Raw genomic sequence first — 22989 nt, 5'->3', positions numbered from 1 at the left:
GGTGGGTTACTCGGCCAGCTTGAAGGTAATGAAGCTGGCACGCCCCTGGCGAAGCACGCGCATCGATACCGAGCGGTTCTTCGGCAACGCCTTGGCGATGTCGGTGAACTGCTTGGTAGTCTCAATCGCCTGATTGTTCAGGTGAGTGATCACGTCGCCAGGCTGCAGGCCGATCAACGCTGCCGGGCCGTCCTGCACTTCCTTGATCACCACGCCGCTCTTGAGATCGAAGGCTTTCTTCTGCTCGTCAGTCAGCTCGGCCACCGCAATGCCCAGGCGATTGCTGCTGCGCTCGGCGCCCGGTTTGGTGTTACCCAGGGCATCCAGGGTCGCGCCCTCTTCAGGGATCGCACCCACGGTCAGCTCGACATTCTGGCGCTTGCCATCACGAATCACTTCCAGCTTGGCCTTGCTGCCGGCCTTGAGTGCGCCAACCAGGTGCGGCAGGTCGGCCGACATAACGATCGGTTGACCGTTCATGCTCAGGATCACGTCGCCCACTTGCAGACCGCCTTTGGCAGCCGGGCCGTCATCCTGGATTTGCGCGACCAGGGCGCCCGCCGGCTTGTCGAGGCCGAAGGATTCAGCCAGGTCCTTGTTCACTTCCTGGATGACCACACCCAACCAGCCACGGCTGACCTTGCCACCACTTTTCAGCTGATTGGAAACATCCATGGCCACGTCGATAGGAATGGCGAACGAGACCCCCATGAAGCCACCGGAACGGGTGTAGATCTGCGAGTTGATCCCCACCACTTCGCCCGCCAGGTTGAACAACGGGCCACCGGAGTTGCCCGGGTTGATCGGCACGTCGGTCTGGATGAACGGCACATAGTTCTCGTTCGGCAGGCTGCGACCAATGGCACTGACGATACCCTGGGTAACGGTATGGTCAAAACCAAACGGCGAGCCTATGGCTACCACCCACTGCCCCGCCTTCAGGTCCTGGGACTTGCCCAGCTTCAGCACCGGCAGGTCCTTGCCCTCGATCTTCAGCAAGGCCACGTCGGAACGCGGATCGGTGCCGACCAATTTGGCTTTCAGCTCACTGCGATCAGCCAGGCGCACAAGGATCTCGTCGGCGTCGGCAATCACATGGTTATTGGTGAGGATGTAGCCATCTGGCGAGATGATGAAGCCCGAACCCAGGGACTGCGCTTCACGCTGACCACCGCCGCCACGCGGAGTACGAGGTTGTGGCATGCCACGCTCGAAGAACTCGCGCAGCATCGGCGGCAGGCCTTCCAGGTCAGGCATCTGCTGGTTGGAGACTTTGCGATCCGGCAGCTTCTGGGTGGTACTGATGTTCACCACGGCAGGCGAGGCTTGCTCAACCAATTGGGTGAAGTCAGGCAACTCGACCGCTTGCGCGGGCACGGCCTGACCCAGCACCAATACCGTGGCGACTATGGATAGGTAAGACTTCAAACGTGGTATCGACATACAGCTCCCGTTACGACGAGCAGGGTTGAGCGACAGGGTTCAAGAAACGCCGAAAACTGCGAACGACATCTTTGTTCCGCGAACTAAACAAGGCCAGGGCCAACAAGCCCTGACCTATAAAAAACATGGGAGATTTTTGCAAGTGAAAATGCTGATCCAGACATTTCATGCTCTCGGCAGCCAACCTGGCATGGACGTACTGTGAAAGATCTGGATGAACATAGGATTAACGACTCACGGCTTGGGGGTGGCCTTTTTTTCACCGCGCACCGACAGTGCGATGCGTTCGGCAGTGCCAATAGGTATTTCGCCGACCACAGTCACCATCATTTCGCCATCTACCGTATTCAAGCGACGAGATACAGCAACCGTAGGGCCTAATTGGGTGCGAGTCTCGGTCACGCTCACATCGCTGATCGGTTCGAGAAACACCGAGAAGCGCGCCAGTCCATCTTCATACATCAGGCTGTCGACCGTGGCCTTGGTATGGGGATCCTTGCGGGCACTGCTATTGGTCAGCTGAAAGCCTGGCGGCAACCACTCCAAGTGCCACGCCTCGGTGGCCTCTACGGCCGCTGCCTTGGTATCGCCGACGGCGATGGAGGTGCATTCGCCGCTAGGCTGCAAGTCGCGATCATTAGGCGTGGTGGAGGTGTCCAATCGAGTGAACTGAAAGCGCTCCAGCAACTGCCCTTGATCATTCAGCAACAAGGACTTGAGCGGCAGCGCGGTTTCACGATCAAGGTGCAGCTCAAAACCGTAGCGGTATTGATCACGGGGTGTAATAGACACAATCACTGCATTACGACCGGCCACGCGAGACTTTCCGATAACGGCCAGTTCGTAGAATTGATTGAGTCTTTGCGGATCGAGGGCGCGCGAGGGCGCATCACGCGAATTGCCCAGGCCGGCGACAAGAGTGCCGCTGACGCACTGAGTGCGGCCATCTACGCGAACGACTTCCTGGGCAGAACCATCAAGCTGCAAGAGCCGCTCACGGACCTGGCCATTCTGGGCGCGATGCCAGATGTCGTGGGTAGAAAAACTGCCATTACGTTCGTAGACAAACGTACCTTGGAAACTTTGCTGCTGCTCTGCACGCCCAAGTCGAGTCAGCCAGTCTTGGGCTTCGTCGGCATGGGCGGGGAGTGCAAACCAACCACTGAGCAATAACGTAAGGAGCGGTATGGCGCGCATAGGGCTCCTTAACGGATCAGCGGTTTTCCAGGCTTGCAGCGCGAGCGTATGGCAGAGCGCTTTCAGTGCCTTTCAAGGCGGATTCCTGTGCGTGTTGGCGCAGGTAGCCTGGAAGACGCTGGTCCTGCCAGCCGGATTGCCCTTGCAGCACACCGTTGGCCATAGGGCCGGTGGTGTCGGAGCTTTCCTTGTAGCCGGCCAGTACCGCTGGGCCTTTGACTTGCGGACCGGCCATGACCGGTTGCTGAGTCTGCTGGGCCAGTTCGGCCCCGGCGATTTCGTCCTGGTTGTACAGGCGAACACCGGCCAGCACTGCAACAGTCACCGAGGCAGCCACTGCCAGGCGACCCAGGCTGCGCCAAGGGCCACGAGCAGCTTTTGCCGGAACGGCTTCATCAGCCAGCGCGGCAGAAACGGCCGCAGCAATATCCAGACGAGGGATTAGAAGATCCTTGTGCATCACCGCCCGAGCGACTTGGTAACGAGACCAGGTATCACGGGTTTCGGCATCATCAAATGCGTTGAGCACTCGACGAAGTTCCAGTTCATCCGCTTCGTTATCCATCACTGCGGACAGCGATTCCTGCAGGGCATCACGACTCATGGCGGTTCCTCTCTTGGCTGTCGCCGCTGTCTTTAGTTTTCCTGCAACAACGGTTGCAAGGCTTTATCGATGGCTTCCCGGGCCCGGAAAATCCGTGACCTTACAGTCCCCACCGGACACTGCATGACGCTCGCAATGTCTTCGTAACTCAGACCATCGAATTCACGTAAAGTTAACGCCGTACGCAAATCTTCTGGCAGTTGCTGAATTGTGCGATGAACGGTGCCTTCGATCTCGTCGCGCAGCAATGCACGCTCCGGCGACTCGAGATCTTTGAGGCCGTGATCACCATCGTAAAATTCTGCATCTTCTGAACTTACATCACTATCCGGTGGGCGGCGTCCGCGAGACACCAGATAGTTCTTCGCCGTGTTGATGGCGATGCGGTAGAGCCACGTGTAAAACGCACTATCACCGCGGAAATTGCCCAGTGCACGGTACGCCTTGATAAAGGCTTCCTGTGCAACGTCCTGCGCTTCATGGGTGTCGTGCACAAACCGCACGATCAACCCGAGAATTTTGTGCTGGTATTTCAGCACTAGCAGATCAAATGCTCGCTTGTCACCGCGTTGAACGCGCTCGACCAGCTGCTGATCCTCTTCCTGGGTTAGCATGAACACTCCTCGTTGTACTTGAAGGAGGCTTGCATAACTAAACGATCAGGCTTGCAAACATAGACTCGGACTTTTCGCAAAAGTTCTCCCCCTTCAAGCAAGTTTCCGGCACGCACTGATTTGGCACACACGAAAAACGCAGCGCGGGCAACGCCGGCTGCGCGAATAATCTTGTCGTCGGTTTTCTGACGCGTCCAATGCTCCCGACGGGCCAATAAACTCAACGTTTCCCAGCTTTCGGGCAACCTGCTATTGAGTCGAGGCTTATGCAAAAAGTTCCCACCTCAATAACCTGCCGATTTTACCCGAGCCGTGCACCGTAATCTCACATTGCCACGAATGCCCGGCTATTGTGCCGCTCCCCCCCTCTATATACTAGTGGCCCGTGTGACCCTTTGATTCGCCGATCCAGGCGTCCTGTTTGCGCCAGCCCTGTGGATCGCTTTTTGCGGAATCCTTCAAATGAGCCAACAGTTTCAACACGATGTCCTGGTGATCGGTAGCGGCGCGGCCGGCTTGAGCCTTGCGCTGACCCTTCCCAGCCACCTGCGCATTGCCGTCCTGAGCAAAGGCGACCTGGCCAACGGTTCGACATTCTGGGCCCAGGGCGGTGTCGCCGCGGTGCTGGACGACACCGATACGGTGCAATCCCACGTTGAAGACACCCTCAACGCCGGCGGTGGCCTGTGCAACGAAGACGCGGTGCGCTTCACCGTCGAGCATAGCCGCGAGGCAATCCAATGGCTGATCGACCAGGGCGTGCCCTTCACCCGCGACGAACACGCAGGCAGCGATGACGGCGGCTTCGAGTTCCATCTGACCCGCGAAGGCGGCCACAGCCATCGGCGTATCATCCACGCCGCCGATGCCACCGGTGCCGCGATCTTCAGGACCTTGCTCGACCAGGCCCGCCAACGCCCCAACATCGAACTGCTGGAACAACGCGTCGCTGTCGACCTGATCACCGAAAAGCGCCTGGGCCTGCCGGGCGAACGCTGCCTCGGCGCCTATGTGCTCAACCGCGCCAGCGGCGAGGTGGATACTTATGGTGCGCGCTTCACCATCCTCGCCTCAGGCGGCGCCGCCAAGGTCTACCTCTATACCAGCAACCCCGACGGCGCCTGCGGCGACGGCATTGCCATGGCATGGCGCTCGGGCTGCCGGGTGGCCAACCTGGAATTCAACCAGTTCCACCCCACCTGCCTGTATCACCCACAGGCCAAGAGCTTCCTGATCACCGAAGCCCTGCGCGGCGAAGGTGCACACCTCAAGCTGCCGAACGGTGAGCGCTTCATGCAGCGTTTCGACCCGCGCGCCGAGCTGGCTCCACGGGATATTGTCGCCCGCGCCATCGACCATGAAATGAAGCGCCTGGGCATCGACTGCGTCTACCTGGACATCAGCCACAAGCCCGAAGCGTTCATCAAGACCCACTTCCCGACCGTCTACGAGCGCTGCCTGGCGTTCAACATCGACATCACCAAAGGCCCGATCCCGGTGGTGCCGGCGGCGCACTACACCTGCGGCGGTGTGATGGTCGACCAGCATGGGCGTACCGATGTACCCGGCCTGTACGCGATTGGCGAAACCAGCTTCACCGGCCTGCACGGCGCCAACCGCATGGCCAGCAACTCACTGCTCGAATGCTTCGTCTACGCCCGCTCGGCCGCAGCCGACATTCTCGAACAACTGCCGCGCATCCCGGTGCCGGCCGCCCTGCCCCGCTGGGATGCCAGCCAGGTTACCGATTCGGACGAAGACGTGATCATCGCCCACAACTGGGACGAGCTGCGGCGCTTCATGTGGGACTACGTGGGGATCGTGCGCACCAACAAGCGCCTGCAACGGGCGCAACACCGGGTGCGACTGCTGCTGGATGAGATTGATGAGTTCTACAGCAACTACCGAGTAAGCAGAGACCTGATTGAACTGAGGAACCTTGCCCAGGTAGCGGAACTGATGATCAGGTCTGCCATGGAACGTAAGGAATCTCGGGGTCTGCACTACACGCTGGACTATCCAGGGATGCTGCCAGAGGCGAAGGATACGATCCTTACACCGACCTAATGAGGCACGTTAAGAGCCCTTAGCGTAGCACCATAGGACCCCGTTTTGTAACAGCTTTGGCGCACATTTGTCCCAACGCTGGGGTCCTTATCGCCTGCCCGCAAGGGTCCTTATCGTGCGCCTGAGCGAGCGTGCGAGGGCCTACGGGGGTAAGCGCGCAGGTTAGTAGTTACAGGTGGTCACTCAGAAATTTCTGTCAGATCCTTAAAGGGCTCCAGACGCATCCGCTATGACCTCTCCGACCAGTCCAGCGATTAGCTCGCCATGAGCGCAGCCATAAAGAACCGCTACGATGCCGACCAGCTTCCATGTGGCTTTCGACATAGCGATAGCCTTGAGGACGGCCAACCATTGTTTCTTGGCGGCCATAGCGGTCTCCTACGTGAAGTCTGATAAAGAATGTGGGGCATTGCCCTGCACATTTTGCATAGCAACGCATTTCACATGGGTTCATCTGAAGGTCCACCATTTAGATAGACGCTCAGATCAACCCACGAGGCCCATTACGGACCTCATGGATACAGCGGGTGTTACGGCTTGACGACCACACGGGTGATCAGCGGGAAGTCCACGACCTCTACTTGCAGTTTCTCAGTTGGGTCTTCAGGGTTTGCCAGCTTGATCCTGACCTTGGCCTGAGCCATTACGTCAGCGATGCCGCTTACCTCAAAGTCCCAACCCTGTACGCCAGCGTTGCGGCTCGCATGGATCTTCCATACGTCGCCCTCTTGATCATGGCGGAACGACAGCGAGGCAAAGCCCTTAGGCAGCATGAAGACACCACGGTCAGACCCAGAGTAGAACTGAGTACGGCAACCCAACAGGTCCTCAATGGATTCGACACCGGCACGCTGGGCAGCACGCTCAAGCATTGCCTGCTCGGTCATGTGCATCAGCAACACGAAGTCGCTCAGAGAGTTACCTACAGACTGGTTAATGCTCATGGTCAAAGCGTCGATCCAGTCCTCAGCACGATCACGTGGCGTGGTGCCCGCAATGGTGACCTCCTTGGCTTCGGTGCTTGGGGACTTAATGAGGATGTCCACAACGGTAGAACCACAGGCTTTCTCGAAGTCGGCCAGCATCTTGTCCATCATCTGCTCCATGCCGTTGCCAGTGAAGCCAGCAACAACGTGGGCATCCAGAAGGGTGAAGCGGTGCGAGAAGAACGCAGCGGTATTGGTCGGCTCAGTGAAGATGAAGTCACCGGCAACCGCTTCGCCCTTGGCAATGGTCGAGGTGTCGTAGATCGACTGGCGAGGATCGAACTCAAGGTTACGATTGACCATGTTGACCAATTGCACAGGGGTCGGCTCGGTTCCTTTCGGGCGGAACTCACAGGGAATAGCATCGGCAGCGTTGTCGTGCCACTCGCCACCATTGAAGAATTCGTCCATGGCTTGGGTGATGACCTGGGCCAGAACACTGGAGTCAGTCGCCTGGGCTCCCATAGAGGCCTCGGTGGAGAACTGAAGGTTACCGCCATTGCCCCATACGGCAGCCTCATAGGAGGTCGGCGTGGTGTAGCGGTCGCGTTGGTCGCGGTGATCGGTAGATTTGGACATGAAATTGGTCTCCTGAAATAGAATGAAGTAGAGGTAGGTGGGCGACGTGACGGCGAGACTTAGCTGTTCTCAAGCCAATTAGCAGACGAGAAGTCGCTACGACCATTGGCGCTACGAATGGCATTACCCATAGCTCGGTATTGGTCTTCACGGGCGTGGCGCTTGGCACGGCGACGCGCTTCGTCCAAAGGGGAGGTCTCGTAGGACCTGACGCGCTCTTCATGCTCACGAGCCTCGCGCTGGCGACTCTCAGCTTCCTGCGCTTCACGGGCCTTACGGACCTGGATGGCTCGAATGACTTGAGGGAAGGCAGCAGCGCTCAGACCAGCGTCCAGATACTGGCTTACGATGACTTCCTGGGCGGGCTTATTGGTTCCCGCTGTGGCAATCAAGGTAGCCAGCATCACGCCCTCAGCGTAAGCACGGGCCACGACCTGACCTTGTACTTCGACAGTTTCAGGGGTTACGTTTTGGATATTCAGTTGCATGGTGTTGGGTCTCCTACATCGAGACATTGATTCATGGCCTTGCCGCATAGAGGCAACGTGACCAGATGGCAAGGAGTAGCCGCACGGGCCTCTCAAGGTCATGATCAATATCTTCTGGGTTTGGGTTAGTTAGTGCGATCACGGGTCTGTAGCTTGGCGGGTGTGATCCGGGTGCCGATGGCGGACGGCGGAAAGTTAAAGCGGGGAAGTGATCGGTTGGCGGGTTAGTGGGATGCGCATGGGCGCTCGCATAACGGCGTCAAGATTCATGCTGGTTGTGGTGGCGATGGCCTCAATGAATGCGACCATGGCCGGATTGGTAGACCTCAGGTACTCGGCAAGTTTTTCGTAGTCCACACCATGTTCATCACGGGTAATGACCTGTTCTCGGACATGCCAATCACGCCAGATGGTGCGCAGGGTGATCAGCTTGGTTCGACTTGCTGGAGACATAAAGAATGCGTTGAGCTGGTCGGCAAAGGTCACGGGTGTGGCTCCCGCTGGTGATACGGGTAGCGCTGACGCTTGCGAGCCTCGCGATAGTAATGAAGCCTGCGCTCTACGATGGCACGGCGTTCCTCTTCAGGGACCCCGGCCAGCATTAGTTTCAGAGTCAGGCAAAGTAGGTGACGCTGGCGGTTACTCATTCGACCGCCTTCTTCATCAGCTTCTTAGCACGGGCATCAGAAGACTTTTTACGGGCTCGCTCAGCAATAGCGGTGTTGATTTCCATTGCTTTCCCCTGGAGCCAGGAGAGGCCTTTGGCGGTGACCCGAAAACCATCATCGTTCCCGTGTTGAGTCGAGCAGTATTTGAACCAGCCACCGTCGAACCCTCTCGCACTGGGTTTAAGGATTTGGCGGTACTCGGTGGGATGATCGCGGCAGACAAACGCCTTAGTTTGGACCAGATAACGCTTAGCCAGTTGGGGCTTGGTCACCCCGGCCATACGGCAGGCTTCATTCCACGGAACTCCAATGCCAAGCAAGCGGCGGTCAACAAGGTCAACTTTGGGTGCCGCCGTAGCGAGCTGTGACTTTGCATCAGCGGCTGCAAGAAGAGCCATACGGGCACTGAGGATAGAATCGTTACGCATGGCGATGAACGCACGGATGACCATGAGATAAAAATCAGTCGAAACCCACATGGCGTAGGCAATTGCGCCCTCTTCTGTAGCGAGGGTCCCGTTACCGTGGGAGACATGCAAATTTGCATCTTTGATCAGGGCAGCTTGAACAGCATTACGCCACTGACCCGGCTCCCGAACATTCAAGGTCTTAGCGATCTCGTTTAGATTCCACATTCCATCGTCATTCGGCTTGAAGGTTTGACCCTCAATCACAATGGGCAGCAGGTCAGGTTGGTTGGTGGTTAGCATAGTAGTGGTGTCCTTTTTGAATGCTCCCTGAGTTCGCTCCCACAGGCCGACCGTCAAGGCCCCACTACGGGCATCGACTATGGCTCAAGAAGCATTCAGAAAGACTTGACGTTGATATAAGCCCAGCGACGGGCGCAGAGGAATTCAGGCAGACCCATTAGCGGAGCGGTCTGTGTCTGTTATTGTGAGGGTTTTTAATCTGGTCATATCGGAGACTCAATGAGCCGTTACGGTCACGCTTCTGTCACCTCGACATCGACGGTAGACCCAGGGCCTTAGCGATCAACTTTAAGGTAACTCTTAGAGTATTCTCTTTAAGTATTATTTCTTATTAGTTTAATCTATAAAGAATATTAACTCTAAGTCATCTTTAAGCTCTTAGAGGTCTTTAAGTTAAAAGGCCCCTGTACTGTGCGATCAGAGATAGGAGGCCCAAACCTATCAAGGGTCTACTCACACGAAGTGAACAGACAGAATCGCTACAGTGGACCTGATGCTGGTCCCGCAGATCCCGTTAGGGCTGCGCTTGGTGGTCATGGCGTCTTGGATATTGGGCTACCTGAGAGAGGTAGCGTTGGTCACTGGACGTGCACGCCTTGCCCGCAGAGGGCCACCTTTGAGGTGACCTTACGGCATCTTGGATGGGAAACCACGTTGATGTGGTCTCTCCCTGTTATTGTGAGGGTTTTTAATCCCGCTCAAAAATTAGCCACTAAGCGTTTATCGTTGCCCAGATGCAAAGGCGCTTTCAATCACGCAGGTTTTTTAGCATCACGCTCTTCTATCGCTTTCCGAGCACCTTCAGGTAAGCGCATATACAACTCTTCAAGAGCCTTAGGCCGTGCAATGCGGTCCTCGACGATAGCATTAACTAAATGGAAGAGGGAAACCGCGACCTCGGCCATATCTTCATCACTCAGTTTCCCGGGGTGGACAGCGTTATTACCAATAACTCTTACAACATCCAAAGAGTTTTTTATGGGCAAAGGCAGACCCTTACTTACCAGACTGGCAATATCCGCGTTAATATCCTTAGATTTTTCACCCAATTCACCACAGAGCCTTTGCACAGCCAGACGTAGCAAAGCGGCTGCACCGCGAGTAGAGTAGTTTATAATACTTCTCGCCTCCATGTAGTCCTTCATAACTGCTTGCGGCATTTCCAAATGTGGAAGTGGAGCGATAGAGTGATTGGGTATTAGCATACGTCCAGCCAAAGGTTCATATTCGCTCGCGCGCTCAGTAACTTCCCAATAAGTCTGCGCCTGACAATGGTTGCACTGGGCTAACTCAATCGCTGTTACATAGCTATCATCAATCCAAATATTACTTTTTGTCGGAGACCATTCAAATGTCGCATAAGCATTACAAAGTGGGCAACTGAAAGCGCTCAAACGAAAGCAAGGGGCAACGTACTTGTGCATTTTATCTTCCTAAAATATATAAATCCAAACCCCAACACACCCACTAAAATAAGTTAGTTGAGAATCTATCGCCTTTGCAGTCTCCATGACCCTACCAACACATGTCAATAAGCCATCAAACAAGCCTTCCGGAATTGCTTGACGTTTAATGCACATGCCTCAATGCCTTTACCAGAGCTTCCGCCATCCGTTCAATAGCCACACCACTGCCCGCCCCATAAAGGTCATAACTGATGGACCCCGAAGCGTGCCCCAAGATGGACTCAGCGGTCCCTACAGGCACCTCAGCGGCCTTCAAGGCACCGGCCAGAGAGTGACGCAATGAGTGGAAGGTCTGGGTCCGATCAGCGTTCAAGCTCAGGACATCTCGTAGGGCCCCATTAAGCACGTTTGAGAACTGACCAGCGCCCAACGTGAACAGCCGGGAGTCTGAGCTATCGACAAACTCGCGGAAGGCCTGAAGGTCGAAGCCATAGGCACCGTCAGTTAGCGGTATGACACGCAGAGCATTCTTGGTCTTGGCCGTCTTGCCATCGTTCCTATTGATGTCGATGACCCACACGCCCCCAACCTGCTTAACGTCAGCCTTGGTCAACTGCCTGAGCTCTTCAATACGGGTCCCAGTGATCACCCCAAGGGACAATGCCCAGCGCTGCCAAGCGTCCACTGGTAGCGAATTGGCGTGAGCCATCAGGGCCTTAACTTGATCCGTAGAGAACGCCTCACGCGAGCTGTCAGCATCCTTGGATAGCTTCAATCCCTTATCGAAGCCCTTGGTGAGGTAGCCGTTATTAACAGCCCAATCCATAACCGTTGATAGCCGGGTCATTAGCTTGTTCACAGTGGAACCTTTGCGGTCCTCAAGGAGCTTGTCCCGAAGGTTCTTCATGTCCTCCCGAGTGTGACCCCGCATGTCCAAGTCGCCCAGGATCACGCTGATAGCCTCACACGATGACTTCACGTCACGCATGGTGCTGGCCTCAATGCTGTCTTTGCGTTCCTCCATGTACAGCGCAGAAAGGGACTTGAAGGTCAAAGCTGGGGAAGCGTTTACAGATATAGGCAGGGAGAGGGCCAAAGGCGTGCCACAAGGTTCCCCATTGAGGTCCTTCACGATCTCGACCAGCTTCCCCGACCGACCCCGCATACGCTCCTGTGAGGCCTCAAGGATCTCCAGTGCCTTACTCACTGCCCGTTGCTGATTGATGCTCAGGGGTAGCTTTGCGGAGGCCTTACGAAGCGCCAAGTGATGCTCATCGTTGATCATCTCGTAAGCGACCAGTGAGCTGTCACCGTGTGCCATCGTCAGGTTGTACTCAGCGAACTCAATCAAGCGCTCACGAAGTTCGTCCCATGACGCCTCAGGGTTGTCCAAGTGGTAGGCCTTGAGGGTCGAGAGGATGTCTTCTGAGATGGTCATTGCGGTGGCCTTGTCGGTAGTCCTGAGTGACAGCGTGAAGAAGCCCTTAACGGTTCCTTGAGGGCGAAGGCGAAGGTAATAGCGACCAGACCGGCGATAGTGGTACGGCTTGGCGAGCGCAGTTTGTAACAGGTTTGTCCCACTTTGGGAGCGGTGGTTGACGGTCATCGGCTGAAACCCCTGTATCCATTGGGTTTAGCCTCATAGGGTCGAGTTCTACAGCAACTATAAGGTCAGCCGTGACCTGATCGAACTGCGCAACCTTGCCCAAGTCGCGGAGTTGATGATCCGTTCAGCCATGGAACGCAAGGAAAGCCGGGGCCTGCACTACACCCTCGACTACCCGCAGATGTTGCCCGAGGCCCGCGACACTATTCTGGTGCCAACCACCTACGGCGGCTGAACTTCAAGCGAACCCGCAGGCGCCGGTGCACATCGGCGGCCTGCGAATCCGTCGGCACGCAGACCGAGCGCACCCGCCATTCCCCCGGTACGCGATAGCGCAACACCACAATCAGCGGCAACGCCAGGCTGTCGGGCCGCAGCTGCACGCGATGCCAGCCGCGCTCACTGCTGAATAATTGCCAGCCCTCTTCATCCCGTCGCAGGCCACGAATCGACGAACGGTGAGTCAGCAGGACATAACGCGGCAATACCCAGGCAGCATGGGCCAGGCACGCCAGCACGCCGAGGACAGCAAAGGGAGAGTCGAGGACCATCAGCGCACCCAGCGCGAACAGCTGGGCGAGGAGATACGCCGCCAGCAGCAGCCGTGAGGCCTGCCAGCGGCATTCGAAACGATTACTTGGGCTGGACACGATCCAGGATCATCCGGACCATGCGCTGCAGTTCAGGATCTTCGGATTCGGCCCGCTCCATGAACCAGCCGAACATGTCCTGATCTTCGCAAGTCAGCAGCCTGACGTAGAGATCGCGATCTTCCTTATTGAGCGTCGCATACACCTCTTTGGTAAAAGGCACCAGCAACACATCAAGCTCAAGCATGCCACGACGGCTGTGCCAGTAGAGACGATTGATTTCTACATCTTCGACCATGGAGCGCTCCTCAAATAGAGCGCAAGTATACAGGCCCGACGGCACCGGAACAGTCGGCTTTGGTCGCCCCTACGGAAACTATCCATTTGCCGGGCGCCCCTCTATGATGCACCCATGACTTTTTGACCTGCGATGACCCATGGCTGACTCTGCTTTCTTCTGCCCCCTGTCCCACGAAGGCGTTCTCGCCGTCCGCGGCTCCGACGCTGCCAAGTTCCTGCAGGGACAACTCACCTGCAACCTCAATTACCTGAGCGACACCCAGGCCAGCCTCGGTGCGCGCTGCACACAAAAAGGCCGCATGCAGTCGAGCTTCCGCATCCTGTTGCAGGGCGACGGCGTACTCCTGGCCATGGCCACCGAGCTGCTCGAACCGCAACTGGCGGACCTGAAGAAATATGCAGTGTTCTCCAAGTCCAAGCTCACCGACGAAAGCGCCGCCTGGGTGCGTTTCGGTGTGATCGATGGCGATCAGGCACTGACCGGCCTTGGCCTTGAGCTGCCCACCGAAACGGACAGCGTTGCCCGTACCGAACACCTGATCGCCGTCCGCGTGTCTCCCGCCCGCGCCGAACTCTGGGTACCTGCCGAGCAAGCCGACGGCGTGCGCGGCCAATTGGCCGCACAGTTGACACAAACCGACTTGAATCACTGGCTACTGGGCCAGATCCGCGCCGGTATCGGCCAGGTCATGCCCCAGACCCGCGAACTGTTCATCCCGCAGATGCTCAACCTGCAGGCCGTGGGCGGCGTCAGCTTCAAGAAAGGCTGCTACACCGGCCAGGAAATCGTCGCGCGCATGCAGTACCTGGGCAAACTCAAGCGTCGCCTGTACCGCTTGAGCCTGAACGCGGCTGAAATGCCCGAGCCAGGCACCCCGTTGTTTTCCCCCAGCCACAACAGCTCGATCGGCGAAGTGGTGATTGCAGCAAAAGCTGACCAGGTGATTGAACTTCTGGCGGTATTGCAAGCCGAAGCTGCCGATAGTGGCGATGTGCACCTAGGCACGCTGGAAGGCCCCGGTTTGCAACTGCTTGACCTGCCTTACACCCTTGACCGCGATCGTGAGATCCAGCGTTAGTCGCCGTATTTTCCTGCAACACCCTAGAGAGCATGAATGAACAAACTGGCGGAAAAAGTCCAACAGGCGTTGGTTAAGGCCATCGACAACGATGACCTGGTTCTGCCGACATTGCCGGAAGTGGCCCTGAACATCCGTCAGGCCGCTGAAGACCCGGAAATCAGCATCAGCCACTTGAGTAAAGTGATCGGCCGCGACACTGCGTTGTCGGCGCGCCTGATCAAAGTGGTCAACAGCCCGCTGTTGCGCGCCACCCAGGAAGTCACCGACCTGCACACCGCCATCACCCGGCTGGGCACCAACTACAGCAGCAACCTGGCCATCGGCCTGGTGATGGAACAGATCTTCCACGCCCGTTCCGAAGTGGTCGAACAGAAAATGCGCGATGTGTGGCGCCGCAGCCTGGAAGTGGCGGGCGTCAGCTACGCCCTGTGCCGCAACCACAGCCAGCTCAAGCCGGACCAGGCAGCGCTGGGCGGCCTGGTGCACCAGATCGGCGTGCTGCCGATCCTGACCTACGCCGAAGACCACTACGAGCTGTTGTCAGATCCGGTCAGCCTCAACCACGTGATCGACAGCATCCACCCGGTGCTGGGCGACAAGTTGCTGAGTGGTTGGGACTTCCCGGAAATGCTGGCGAAACTGCCGGGCCAGTACCTGAACCTGGACCGGGACTCAGCCTGCCTCGACTACATCGACGTGGTGCAGATTGCCATGCTGTATTGCCATCACGGCACCGATCACCCCCTGGCCAAGGTGGACGTCTCCAGCGTGCCTGCGATGAAAAAACTGCGGGTTGATCCCTACAGCGAAAAACTGCGCGCAGAGCTGGATGAAGCGCGCGCCATGTTCGATTGATCAACCGGCGATAAAACTCACACGCACCTTCAACCCCGCGTGCTCGCCGTCATGCAGGCTGATCTGGGCCAGATGCGCACGACAGATTTCGCCCACGATCGCCAACCCCAGGCCTGAGCCCATGCCTTGCTGGCTACGGCGGTAGAAGCGCTCGAACACCCGGTCGCGCTCCTCCTGCGGAATACCTGGGCCATCATCTTCCACCTCCAGTACCGCCGGCGCCGTGACCCGCAGGATCACGTTGCCGCCCGGTGGCGTGTGCGCCAGGGCGTTGTCCACCAGGTTGCTCAACAGTTCGTTGAGCAGCGTCGGCTCGCCACGCAACCACACCGGTTCATCCGCCTCCAGCGCCAGTGCCACGCCACGCGCATGGGCCAACGGCGCCATGGCCATGCCCAGCTCACGGGCCAATTGGCTGAGGTCGAGCAACTGCGCGCCGCCTTCGGCAATCGCCCGGGCACCGTTTTCGATGCGCGCCAGGGACAGCAACTGATTGGCCAGGTGGGTCAACCGATCGGTGCCTTGGGCGGCGGTTTCCAGGGTACTGCGCCAGGTCGCGGGGTCTTCGGCACGCAGGCCCAGCTCCAGGCGTGCCTTGAGCGCCGCCAACGGGGTACGCAGTTCATGGGATGCATCGGCAATAAACTGCGCCTGACGCTCGAACTGGCCGCGCAGGCGTTCGGTGAAGTGGTTGAGGGAACGCACCAGCGGGCCGAACTCATGCTGCACTTCCACCAACGGCAACGGCCGCAAGTCGTCGGGCTGGCGCTCTTCCACCGCGGTGCGCAGGCGCTCCAGCGGGCGCAATGCGGCGCTGACGGCAAACCACACCAGCAACAAGGCACCGATGGCGAGCATGCCCAGGCGCAGCAAGGTGTCGGCCATCAGGCTGCGGGCCATGCTCACCCGTGCCTCATCGGTTTCGGCCACGCGGATTTCCGCCATGCCGTTCATGTTCGGTTCGGAGACCGCCTTGAGCAGGCTGACCACCCGCACTTCCTGGCCCTGGTACTTGGCGTTGTAGAAGCGCGCCAGCGCCGGGTAGTCGTCGGTGCGCGGAGTGCCGGGGGGCGGGCCGGGGAGGTTTTCGTAGCCGGAAATCAGCTTCTGATCAATGTCATTGACCTGGTAATAGATGCGCCCGGCGCTGTCGTAGGCAAAGGTGTCGAGGGCGACATAGGGCACGTTGGCGCTGAGGGTGCCGTCCACCTGGGTCAGGCCGGCGGCAATGGTACGCGCCGACGCCAGCAACGTGCGGTCATAGGCGGTGTCGGCCGCTTCGCGACCGTTCCAGTAGGCGCTCATGCCACTGGCGAGCATCAACAGCACCAGCAGCAGCGCCAGGTTCCACAGCAGGCGCCAGCGCAGGCTGCTGGGCTTATGCATCGCGGGCTTCCAGCAGGTAGCCGAGACCGCGGAACGTCACGATGGCGATGGGTTGGCCATCGAGCTTCTTGCGCAGGCGGTGCACGTAGATTTCGATGGCGTCGGGGCTGGCCTCTTCGTCCAGGCCGAACACCTGTGAAGCCAGTTGCTCCTTGCTCATCACCCGGCCTGGGCGGGCAATCAGCGCTTCAAGCACGGCTTGCTCGCGGGAGGTCAACGTCATCAACTCGCCGCCCACGGTGAAACGACGGGTGTCGAGGTCATAAACCAGCACACCACACGCCTGCTGACGCTCGCCGCCCAACACACTGCGGCGCAGCAGCGCCTTGACCCGGGCTTCCAGCTCGGTCAGTTCGAACGGTTTGGCCAGGTAGTCATCGGCGCCCAGGTTCAGGCCATGCACGCGGTCCTTCACATCGCTGCGCGCGGTCAACATCAGCACCGGCAGGTTTTTCCCACGCGCCCGCAAGCGCGCCAGTACCTCGAAACCGTCCATGCGCGGCAGGCCCACATCGAGGATGGCCACCGCGTAATCCTCGCTGCTCAAGGCCAGGTCGGCGGCCACGCCGTCATGCAATACGTCAACGGTCAAACCTGTGCTCTTGAGCGCTTGGGCGACGCTTTCGGCGAGTTGCAGATGGTCTTCAACCAGAAGGACACGCATGGATTTCCACCTTATTCGGACGTGGTCGGCGCCACGCTTTGCCGGGCAGTTTACAGGCGCCGACTGCCCTGTGAAGCCTGAAAACATTGAAAGACAGCTGAAAGGTTAGTGAAAGCTTCGCCCTTTAGCATCCAGCCACGGTAGGTCATGCCTGCCGAGCGACCTGATGGGTCGCGCCCGAAAAACGCCTCGAAGCGTTTTCGCCAAAATAAGAACAATAACGGAGTGCACCACGATGCTGTCGACACAGCCCCAGGCTTGCCCGCCTGTTCGTATTTCCCGCCTGACCCACACCGCCCTTGCCAGTGCCGCTGCCCTTGCCGGCTTTTCGCCGCTTGGCCAGGCTGCCTTCTTCGAAGACAGCAGCGCGACCCTGGAAACCCGCAACATGTACTTCAACCGCGACTTTCGCGACGGCACCAGCGCCCAGCAGTCCAAGCGCGACGAGTGGGCCCAGGGCTTCATGCTCAACCTGCAATCGGGCTACACAGACGGCACCGTCGGCTTTGGCGTGGATGCGCTGGGCATGCTCGGGGTCAAGCTCGACTCCAGCCCCGACCGCACCGGCACCGGCCTGCTGCCTACCCACGACGATGGCCGCGCCGCCAACGAGTACTCCAAGCTGGGCCTGACCGGCAAAGTGAAGATTTCCGCTACCGAGCTGAAGATCGGTTCGCTGATGCCCGAGCTGCCGATCCTCAAGCCCAACGACGGTCGTATCCTGCCGCAGACCTTCAACGGTGGCCTGATCACCTCCAAGGAATTCAAGAACCTGGTCTTCACCGGCGGCCGTCTCGACAAAGCCAAGGACCGCGACGACAGCAACTACGAGGACATCGCCCTCAACAACAAGAACAGCCGCTTCCTCAGCGGTGCCACCGGCAAGCATTTCAACTTCGGCGGGGTCGACTACAAGTTCGCCGACAAGATCACCGGCAGCTACCACTTCGCCCAACTCGACGACGTGTACCGCCAGCACTTCCTCGGCCTGGTCGCCGCACGCCCGATGGGCCCCGGCACCTTCGCCACCGACCTGCGCCTGGCGATCAGCGATGACGCAGGCGCAGCCCGTGGCGGCAAGATCGACAACACCTCCCTCAACGGCCTGTTCAGCTATGCCCTCAATGGCCATAAGCTCAGCGCCGGCTACCAGCATATGTCCGGCGACAGCGCCTTTCCCTATGTGGATGGCAGCGACCCGTACCTGGTCAACTTCGTGCAGATCAACGACTTTGCCGGCGCCGAAGAGCGCTCCTGGCAGGCGCGCTACGACTACGACTTCGCCAAGCTGGGCATTCCCGGCCTGAGTTTCATGAGCCGTTACCTCTCGGGTGACAATATCAAGCTCAGGAACGGCGACACCGGCAAGGAATGGGAGCGCAACAGCGAGATCAAGTACGTGGTGCAAAGCGGCACATTCAAGGATGTCGCCGTGCGTCTGCGCAATGCCACCTACCGTTCCAACTATTCAGCCCGTGATGCGGATGAAATGCGCCTGCTGGTCAGCTACAGCGTTGCGCTCTGGTAAGCCACTCATAACAACAAAGACGGAGATCACCATGACCCCTTCATTGCGTAAATTGGCCCTCGCCGCCGGCTGCATGCTGTTCGCCGGCCAACTGCTGGCCGCCGACGAACCCAAGCGCCCGGAATGCATCGCCCCGGCCTCCCCCGGCGGTGGTTTTGACCTGACCTGCAAACTGGCGCAAAGCGCGCTGGTCAACGAGAAACTGCTGAGCAAACCAATGCGCGTGACCTACATGCCGGGCGGCGTGGGCGCGGTGGCCTATAATGCCGTGGTGGCCCAGCGTCCTGCGGACGGCGGTACGTTGGTGGCCTGGTCCAGCGGTTCGCTGCTGAACCTGGCCCAGGGCAAGTTCGGACGCTTCGATGAGAGCGCCGTACGCTGGCTGGCCGCCGTGGGTACCAGCTACGGTGCCATCGCCGTTAAAGCCGATTCGCCCTACAAGACCCTCGACGATCTCGTCAAAGCCCTGAAGAAAGATCCGGGCAGCGTGGTGATCGGTTCCGGCGGCACCGTCGGCAGCCAGGACTGGATGCAAACCGCCCTGATCGCCAAGGCCGCCGGGATCAACCCGCGCGAGCTGCGCTATGTGGCGCTCGAAGGCGGCGGTGAAATCGCCACCGCCCTGCTCGGCGGGCATATCCAGGTCGGCAGTACCGACATCTCCGACTCCATGCCGCACATCCTCAGCGGTGACATGCGCCTGCTGGCGGTGTTCTCCGAGGAGCGCCTGGACGAGCCGGAAATGAAGAATATTCCGACCGCCAAAGAGCAAGGCTACGACATCGTCTGGCCGGTGGTGCGTGGCTTCTACCTCGGGCCAAAAGTCAGCGATGCCGACTACGCCTGGTGGAAGGAGGCCTTCGATAAACTGCTGGCCTCCGACGAGTTCGCCAAGCTGCGTGACCAGCGCGAGCTGTTCCCGTTCGCCATGACTGGCCCGGAGCTGGACACCTACGTGAAGAAACAGGTGGCTGACTACAAAGTGCTGGCCAAAGAGTTCGGCCTGATCCAGTAATCGCCCCTCTTTTGTGTAATGCCCCTGTAGGAGCGAGCTTGCTCGCGAAGAACCCAAGGACATCCACGTGCATCCAGACAGCACGCGTTATCGTTGACGTTTTTCGCGAGCAAGCTCGCTCCTACAAGAGGGGCCTTGGAGTTTCCTATGCTCTTACAACGCGTTTTTGCCGCTGTGCTGTTGCTGGCCTGCGCCGGCCTGGCACTGATGGCCTGGCCGTATCAGGCGGCGTTTTCCTACGAGCCCGTGGGGCCTCGGGCCTACCCATTGCTGATGCTCGGGCTGATGAGCCTGGCGCTGCTCTACATGCTGTTCCGCCCGCAACCCACCCAACACACCGAAGAAGAACCGCCGCTGGACCGCCAGACACTGGTCAAGATCAGCATCTGCGTGGCGCTGTTGATCGTGTTTGCCGGCACCTTCGAGCCCCTGGGTTTCATCCTCAGCAGCATGCTGATCGGCATCCCCATGGCGCGCCTGTATGGCGGCCGCTGGGTGCCCAGTGTGGTGATCGTCAGCCTGATGGCCATCGGTCTTTATCTGCTGTTCGATAAAGCCATGGATGTTCCGCTGCCCCTCGGCCTGCTCGACGTTCTGGAGAACTGATATGGATACTTTCGGCTATTTGGGCCAGGGCTTCGGCGTTGCACTGTCCCCCTACAACCTGGTGACCGCCCTGTGCGGCACCTTGATCGGCACCGTGGTCGGGCTGTTGCCGGGCCTGGGCCCGATCAACGGCGTGGCGCTGTTGATCCCCATCGCGTTCGCCCTGGGCCTGCCGCCGGAATCGGCGCTGATCCTGCTGGCCGCCGTGTACCTGGGCTGCGAATACGGCGGGCGTATCAGCTCGATCCTGCTGAATATCCCGGGCGAAGCCTCCACCGTGATGACCACCCTCGACGGCTACCCGATGGCCCGCAAAGGCTTGGCCGGTGTGGCGCTGTCGTTGTCCGCGTGGAGTTCGTTCATCGGCGCGTTTATCGCCACCTGCGGCATGGTGCTGTTCGCGCCGCTGCTGGCCAAATGGGCGATTGCCTTCGGCCCGGCGGAATATTTCGTGCTGATGGTGTTCGCGATTGTCTGCCTGGGCGGCATGGCCGGTGACAAACCGTTGAAGACCTTTGTGGCGGCGCTGATCGGCCTGTTCCTTTCCGCCGTGGGCATCGACGCCAACAGCGGCGTGTACCGGTTCACCGGCGATAACATCCACCTCACCGACGGCATCCAGTTTGTGGTGTTGGTGCTGGGCTTGTTCTCCATCAGCGAGATCCTGTTGCTGCTGGAAAAAACCCACCGTGGCCAGGAAGCGGTAAAAGCCACCGGGCGGATGATGTTCAACCTGAAAGAAGCAGGTTCGGTGTTCGTGGTGAACATTCGTTGCGGCCTGCTCGGTTTCATCATGGGCGTGCTGCCCGGCGCGGGCGCGACCCTGGCCTCGGCGGTGGCCTACATGACCGAGAAACGCCTGGCCGGTGCCAGCGGCAAATTCGGCCAGGGCGACATGCGCGGCCTGGCTGCACCGGAAACCGCCATCGGCGCGTCCGCCTGCGGTGCCCTGGTACCGATGCTGACCCTCGGCGTTCCCGGGTCGGGCACCACCGCCGTGATGATCGGCGCCCTGTCGCTGTACAACATCACCCCCGGCCCGCTGCTGTTCCAACAGCAACCGGACATCGTCTGGGGCCTGATCGCCTCGTTGTTTATCGCCAACATCATGCTGGTGATCCTCAACATCCCGATGATCCGCATCTTCACGCGCATCCTCGCCGTGCCGAACTGGGCGCTGGTGCCGGTGATCGCGATCATCACCGCGATCGGTGTGTACGCGGTGCACGCCACCACCTTCGACCTGTTCCTGATGGTCGGTATCGGCATCTTCGGCTACATCCTGCGCAAGCTGGACTTCCCGCTGTCGCCGGTGCTGCTGGGCTTTATCCTCGGTGGGCTGATGGAACAAAACCTGCGCCGTGCGCTGTCGATCTCCAACGGTGCGCTGGAAATCCTGTGGTCGAGCCCGATTACCTTTGGCGTCTGGGTGCTGACCGCCATCATGCTGTTTGTACCGTTGCTGCGTATCTGGCGTAAACGTGCCCAACAGCGTCGTGCCGTGGCCGATGTCTGAGGTCACCTTTAAACATTGGTGGGGAACACCGCTGGTCGGCCTGGCCGGCGGTTACCTGGCCAGCCTGGTTGGCTGGCCTTTGCCGTACATGGTCGGCTCCTTACTGGCGATCATCCTCGTGCGTTGCCTAACGCCCTGGCAGTTAGCGGAGATTCCCGGCGGGCGCAAATGCGGCCAATGGGTGGTGGGCATCGGCATCGGCCTGCACTTCACCCCGGTGGTGATCGAACAGGTGATGAGCCACTTCGGCCTGATTTTCTTCGGGGCGCTGGTCACCAGCCTGTCGAGCGTGGTGGGCGTGTGGTTGATGCGCCGCAGTGGTGAAGACCGCGCCACCGCGTTCTTCTCGAGCATGCCGGGCGGTTCCGGGGAAATGGTCAACCTCGGCTCGCGCAATGGCGCGGTACTCAGCCGTGTCGCGGCTGGGCAAAGTCTGCGCGTGCTGGTGGTGGTGCTGTGTGTGCCGGCGATCTTCAAGTATCTGTTGGGCGGCGGTGCGCCGCAGTTTCATCCGGCGCCTGTCAGTTGGGCGTGGCTGGCGCTGCTGTTTCCACTCGGTGCACTGGTGGCCTGGGGCTGGCAGCGCTTGCGCCAGCCTAACCCGTGGTTGTTCGGCCCCTTGCTGGTCAGTGCGACGGCCAGCGTGGTGTGGGACCTGCATATCGGCCTGCCCGAAGGCGGCAGCCAGATCGGCCAGTGGTTGATCGGCAGCGGGTTGGGCTGCCACTTCAACCGGCAGTTCTTTCGTCGAGCACCGTCGTTCATGGGCCGCACCTTGATCGGCACGGCCTTGACCATGGCGTTGGCAACGTTGGCGGCGGTGGGCTTGAGCGCCCTCACCCACCTGGACCTGCGCTCGCTGACCCTGGGCATGATGCCCGGCGGGATTGCCGAGATGAGCCTTACGGCCGAGACCCTGCAACTGTCGGTGCCGTTGGTGACGGCGATGCAGGTGATGCGCTTGTTGTTTGTGCTGTTTCTGGCGGAGCCGTTGTTTCGGCATTGGAACCGTCAGCCGGAAAAAATCTAAACCTTCGGCACAGTTCAACCTGTGGGGGGCTTGTCCCTCCCACATTTGA

The 22989-nt window shown here is 59.2% G+C and carries 23 protein-coding genes and 1 pseudogene; 9 read left to right on the top strand and 15 right to left on the bottom strand.

Going from position 1 to position 22989, the window contains the following annotated elements; all coding sequences use genetic code 11:
* Positions 1–6 precede the first annotated feature (6 nt).
* The 4 genes from BFP99_RS12630 to rpoE form a co-directional block, all read right to left on the bottom strand.
* Positions 7–1443 (bottom strand): DegQ family serine endoprotease, encoded by a 1437-nt coding sequence (locus BFP99_RS12630; protein WP_065928212.1) that lies wholly within the window; start codon positions 1441–1443, stop codon positions 7–9.
* Between the two features lie 234 nt (positions 1444–1677).
* The gene (locus BFP99_RS12625) at positions 1678–2640 is read right to left on the bottom strand and encodes a MucB/RseB C-terminal domain-containing protein (RefSeq protein WP_065928213.1); all 963 of its coding nucleotides are present in this window, start codon (positions 2638–2640) and stop codon (positions 1678–1680) included.
* A 16-nt stretch (positions 2641–2656) separates the two neighbouring features.
* Positions 2657–3244 carry a sigma-E factor negative regulatory protein gene (locus tag BFP99_RS12620; RefSeq protein WP_003172479.1) on the bottom strand — a complete coding sequence of 196 codons (588 nt, stop codon included), beginning with the start codon at positions 3242–3244 and terminating at the stop codon, positions 2657–2659.
* A gap of 32 nt (positions 3245–3276) precedes the next feature.
* Positions 3277–3858, bottom strand: a complete 582-nt coding sequence (gene rpoE / locus BFP99_RS12615; protein WP_003172477.1) for an RNA polymerase sigma factor RpoE — start codon at positions 3856–3858, stop codon at positions 3277–3279.
* 462 nt (positions 3859–4320) lie between these two features.
* Here rpoE and nadB point away from each other — a divergent pair, with 462 nt between their 5' ends.
* On the top strand, positions 4321–5925 hold the full coding sequence (gene nadB / locus BFP99_RS12610) for an L-aspartate oxidase (protein WP_065947366.1): 1605 nt from the start codon (positions 4321–4323) through the stop codon (positions 5923–5925).
* 204 nt (positions 5926–6129) lie between these two features.
* Here nadB and BFP99_RS33260 read toward each other — a convergent pair whose 3' ends face one another.
* From BFP99_RS33260 to BFP99_RS12580, 7 genes are all read right to left on the bottom strand, one after another.
* On the bottom strand, positions 6130–6294 hold the full coding sequence (locus BFP99_RS33260; RefSeq protein WP_161985710.1) for a hypothetical protein: 165 nt from the start codon (positions 6292–6294) through the stop codon (positions 6130–6132).
* A gap of 161 nt (positions 6295–6455) precedes the next feature.
* Complete coding sequence (locus BFP99_RS12605; RefSeq protein WP_065947365.1) at positions 6456–7490, bottom strand: hypothetical protein; 1035 nt, start codon at positions 7488–7490, stop codon at positions 6456–6458.
* 59 nt (positions 7491–7549) lie between these two features.
* Complete coding sequence (locus BFP99_RS12600) at positions 7550–7978, bottom strand: hypothetical protein (protein ID WP_065947364.1); 429 nt, start codon at positions 7976–7978, stop codon at positions 7550–7552.
* Between the two features lie 195 nt (positions 7979–8173).
* Positions 8174–8464: a hypothetical protein gene (locus tag BFP99_RS12595; RefSeq protein ID WP_065947363.1), complete on the bottom strand. Its 291-nt coding sequence runs from the start codon at positions 8462–8464 to the stop codon at positions 8174–8176.
* A gap of 157 nt (positions 8465–8621) precedes the next feature.
* Positions 8622–9356 carry a hypothetical protein gene (locus tag BFP99_RS12590; protein WP_065947362.1) on the bottom strand — a complete coding sequence of 245 codons (735 nt, stop codon included), beginning with the start codon at positions 9354–9356 and terminating at the stop codon, positions 8622–8624.
* A 752-nt stretch (positions 9357–10108) separates the two neighbouring features.
* Positions 10109–10780 (bottom strand): DUF4145 domain-containing protein, encoded by a 672-nt coding sequence (locus BFP99_RS33605; protein WP_065947361.1) that lies wholly within the window; start codon positions 10778–10780, stop codon positions 10109–10111.
* 145 nt (positions 10781–10925) lie between these two features.
* Positions 10926–12368 carry a tyrosine-type recombinase/integrase gene (locus tag BFP99_RS12580; protein ID WP_065947360.1) on the bottom strand — a complete coding sequence of 481 codons (1443 nt, stop codon included), beginning with the start codon at positions 12366–12368 and terminating at the stop codon, positions 10926–10928.
* A 43-nt stretch (positions 12369–12411) separates the two neighbouring features.
* Between BFP99_RS12580 and BFP99_RS31915 the strand changes: the two are divergent.
* Positions 12412–12603: pseudogene (locus BFP99_RS31915) on the top strand (L-aspartate oxidase); the annotation flags it as partial.
* Here the strand turns inward: BFP99_RS31915 and BFP99_RS12575 are convergent.
* Entirely contained in the window at positions 12572–13018 is a 447-nt protein-coding gene (locus tag BFP99_RS12575) for a protein YgfX (protein WP_065928215.1), read from the bottom strand. The pseudogene BFP99_RS31915 and the gene BFP99_RS12575 overlap by 32 nt on opposite strands.
* A complete protein-coding gene (locus BFP99_RS12570) occupies positions 13002–13256 on the bottom strand; it encodes an FAD assembly factor SdhE (protein ID WP_027604321.1) in 255 nt (84 codons plus the stop codon). The genes BFP99_RS12575 and BFP99_RS12570 overlap by 17 nt, the downstream gene beginning before the upstream one ends.
* A gap of 139 nt (positions 13257–13395) precedes the next feature.
* Between BFP99_RS12570 and BFP99_RS12565 the strand changes: the two genes are divergently transcribed.
* Together BFP99_RS12565 and BFP99_RS12560 are read left to right on the top strand one after the other, a co-directional pair.
* The gene (locus tag BFP99_RS12565) at positions 13396–14337 is read left to right on the top strand and encodes a CAF17-like 4Fe-4S cluster assembly/insertion protein YgfZ (protein ID WP_065928216.1); all 942 of its coding nucleotides are present in this window, start codon (positions 13396–13398) and stop codon (positions 14335–14337) included.
* A 36-nt stretch (positions 14338–14373) separates the two neighbouring features.
* Positions 14374–15195 (top strand): HDOD domain-containing protein, encoded by an 822-nt coding sequence (locus tag BFP99_RS12560; protein ID WP_065928217.1) that lies wholly within the window; start codon positions 14374–14376, stop codon positions 15193–15195.
* Here BFP99_RS12560 and BFP99_RS12555 read toward each other — a convergent pair whose 3' ends face one another.
* Positions 15196–16581 carry a sensor histidine kinase gene (locus tag BFP99_RS12555; protein WP_065928218.1) on the bottom strand — a complete coding sequence of 462 codons (1386 nt, stop codon included), beginning with the start codon at positions 16579–16581 and terminating at the stop codon, positions 15196–15198.
* Complete coding sequence (locus BFP99_RS12550; protein WP_027604325.1) at positions 16574–17245, bottom strand: response regulator; 672 nt, start codon at positions 17243–17245, stop codon at positions 16574–16576. The genes BFP99_RS12555 and BFP99_RS12550 overlap by 8 nt, the downstream gene beginning before the upstream one ends.
* A gap of 235 nt (positions 17246–17480) precedes the next feature.
* Between BFP99_RS12550 and BFP99_RS12545 the strand changes: the two genes are divergently transcribed.
* From BFP99_RS12545 to BFP99_RS12525, 5 genes are all read left to right on the top strand, one after another.
* Positions 17481–18773, top strand: a complete 1293-nt coding sequence (locus BFP99_RS12545) for an OprD family porin (protein WP_065947359.1) — start codon at positions 17481–17483, stop codon at positions 18771–18773.
* Positions 18774–18804: 31 nt separating this feature from the next.
* The gene (locus tag BFP99_RS12540) at positions 18805–19788 is read left to right on the top strand and encodes a Bug family tripartite tricarboxylate transporter substrate binding protein (RefSeq protein WP_027604327.1); all 984 of its coding nucleotides are present in this window, start codon (positions 18805–18807) and stop codon (positions 19786–19788) included.
* Between the two features lie 147 nt (positions 19789–19935).
* The gene (locus tag BFP99_RS12535; RefSeq protein ID WP_065947358.1) at positions 19936–20394 is read left to right on the top strand and encodes a tripartite tricarboxylate transporter TctB family protein; all 459 of its coding nucleotides are present in this window, start codon (positions 19936–19938) and stop codon (positions 20392–20394) included.
* A 1-nt stretch (position 20395) separates the two neighbouring features.
* Positions 20396–21910 (top strand): tripartite tricarboxylate transporter permease, encoded by a 1515-nt coding sequence (locus BFP99_RS12530; RefSeq protein WP_032888527.1) that lies wholly within the window; start codon positions 20396–20398, stop codon positions 21908–21910.
* Positions 21903–22940: an AbrB family transcriptional regulator gene (locus BFP99_RS12525; RefSeq protein ID WP_065947445.1), complete on the top strand. Its 1038-nt coding sequence runs from the start codon at positions 21903–21905 to the stop codon at positions 22938–22940. The genes BFP99_RS12530 and BFP99_RS12525 overlap by 8 nt, the downstream gene beginning before the upstream one ends.
* Positions 22941–22989 lie beyond the last annotated feature (49 nt).

It is taken from the genome of Pseudomonas sp. 1 R 17 (assembly GCF_900067035.1).
Classification (GTDB): Bacteria; Pseudomonadota; Gammaproteobacteria; order Pseudomonadales; family Pseudomonadaceae; genus Aquipseudomonas; species Aquipseudomonas marginalis.
Note: the sequence above shows the minus strand (reverse complement) of the source record. Positions and strands in the feature narration are given on the sequence as shown.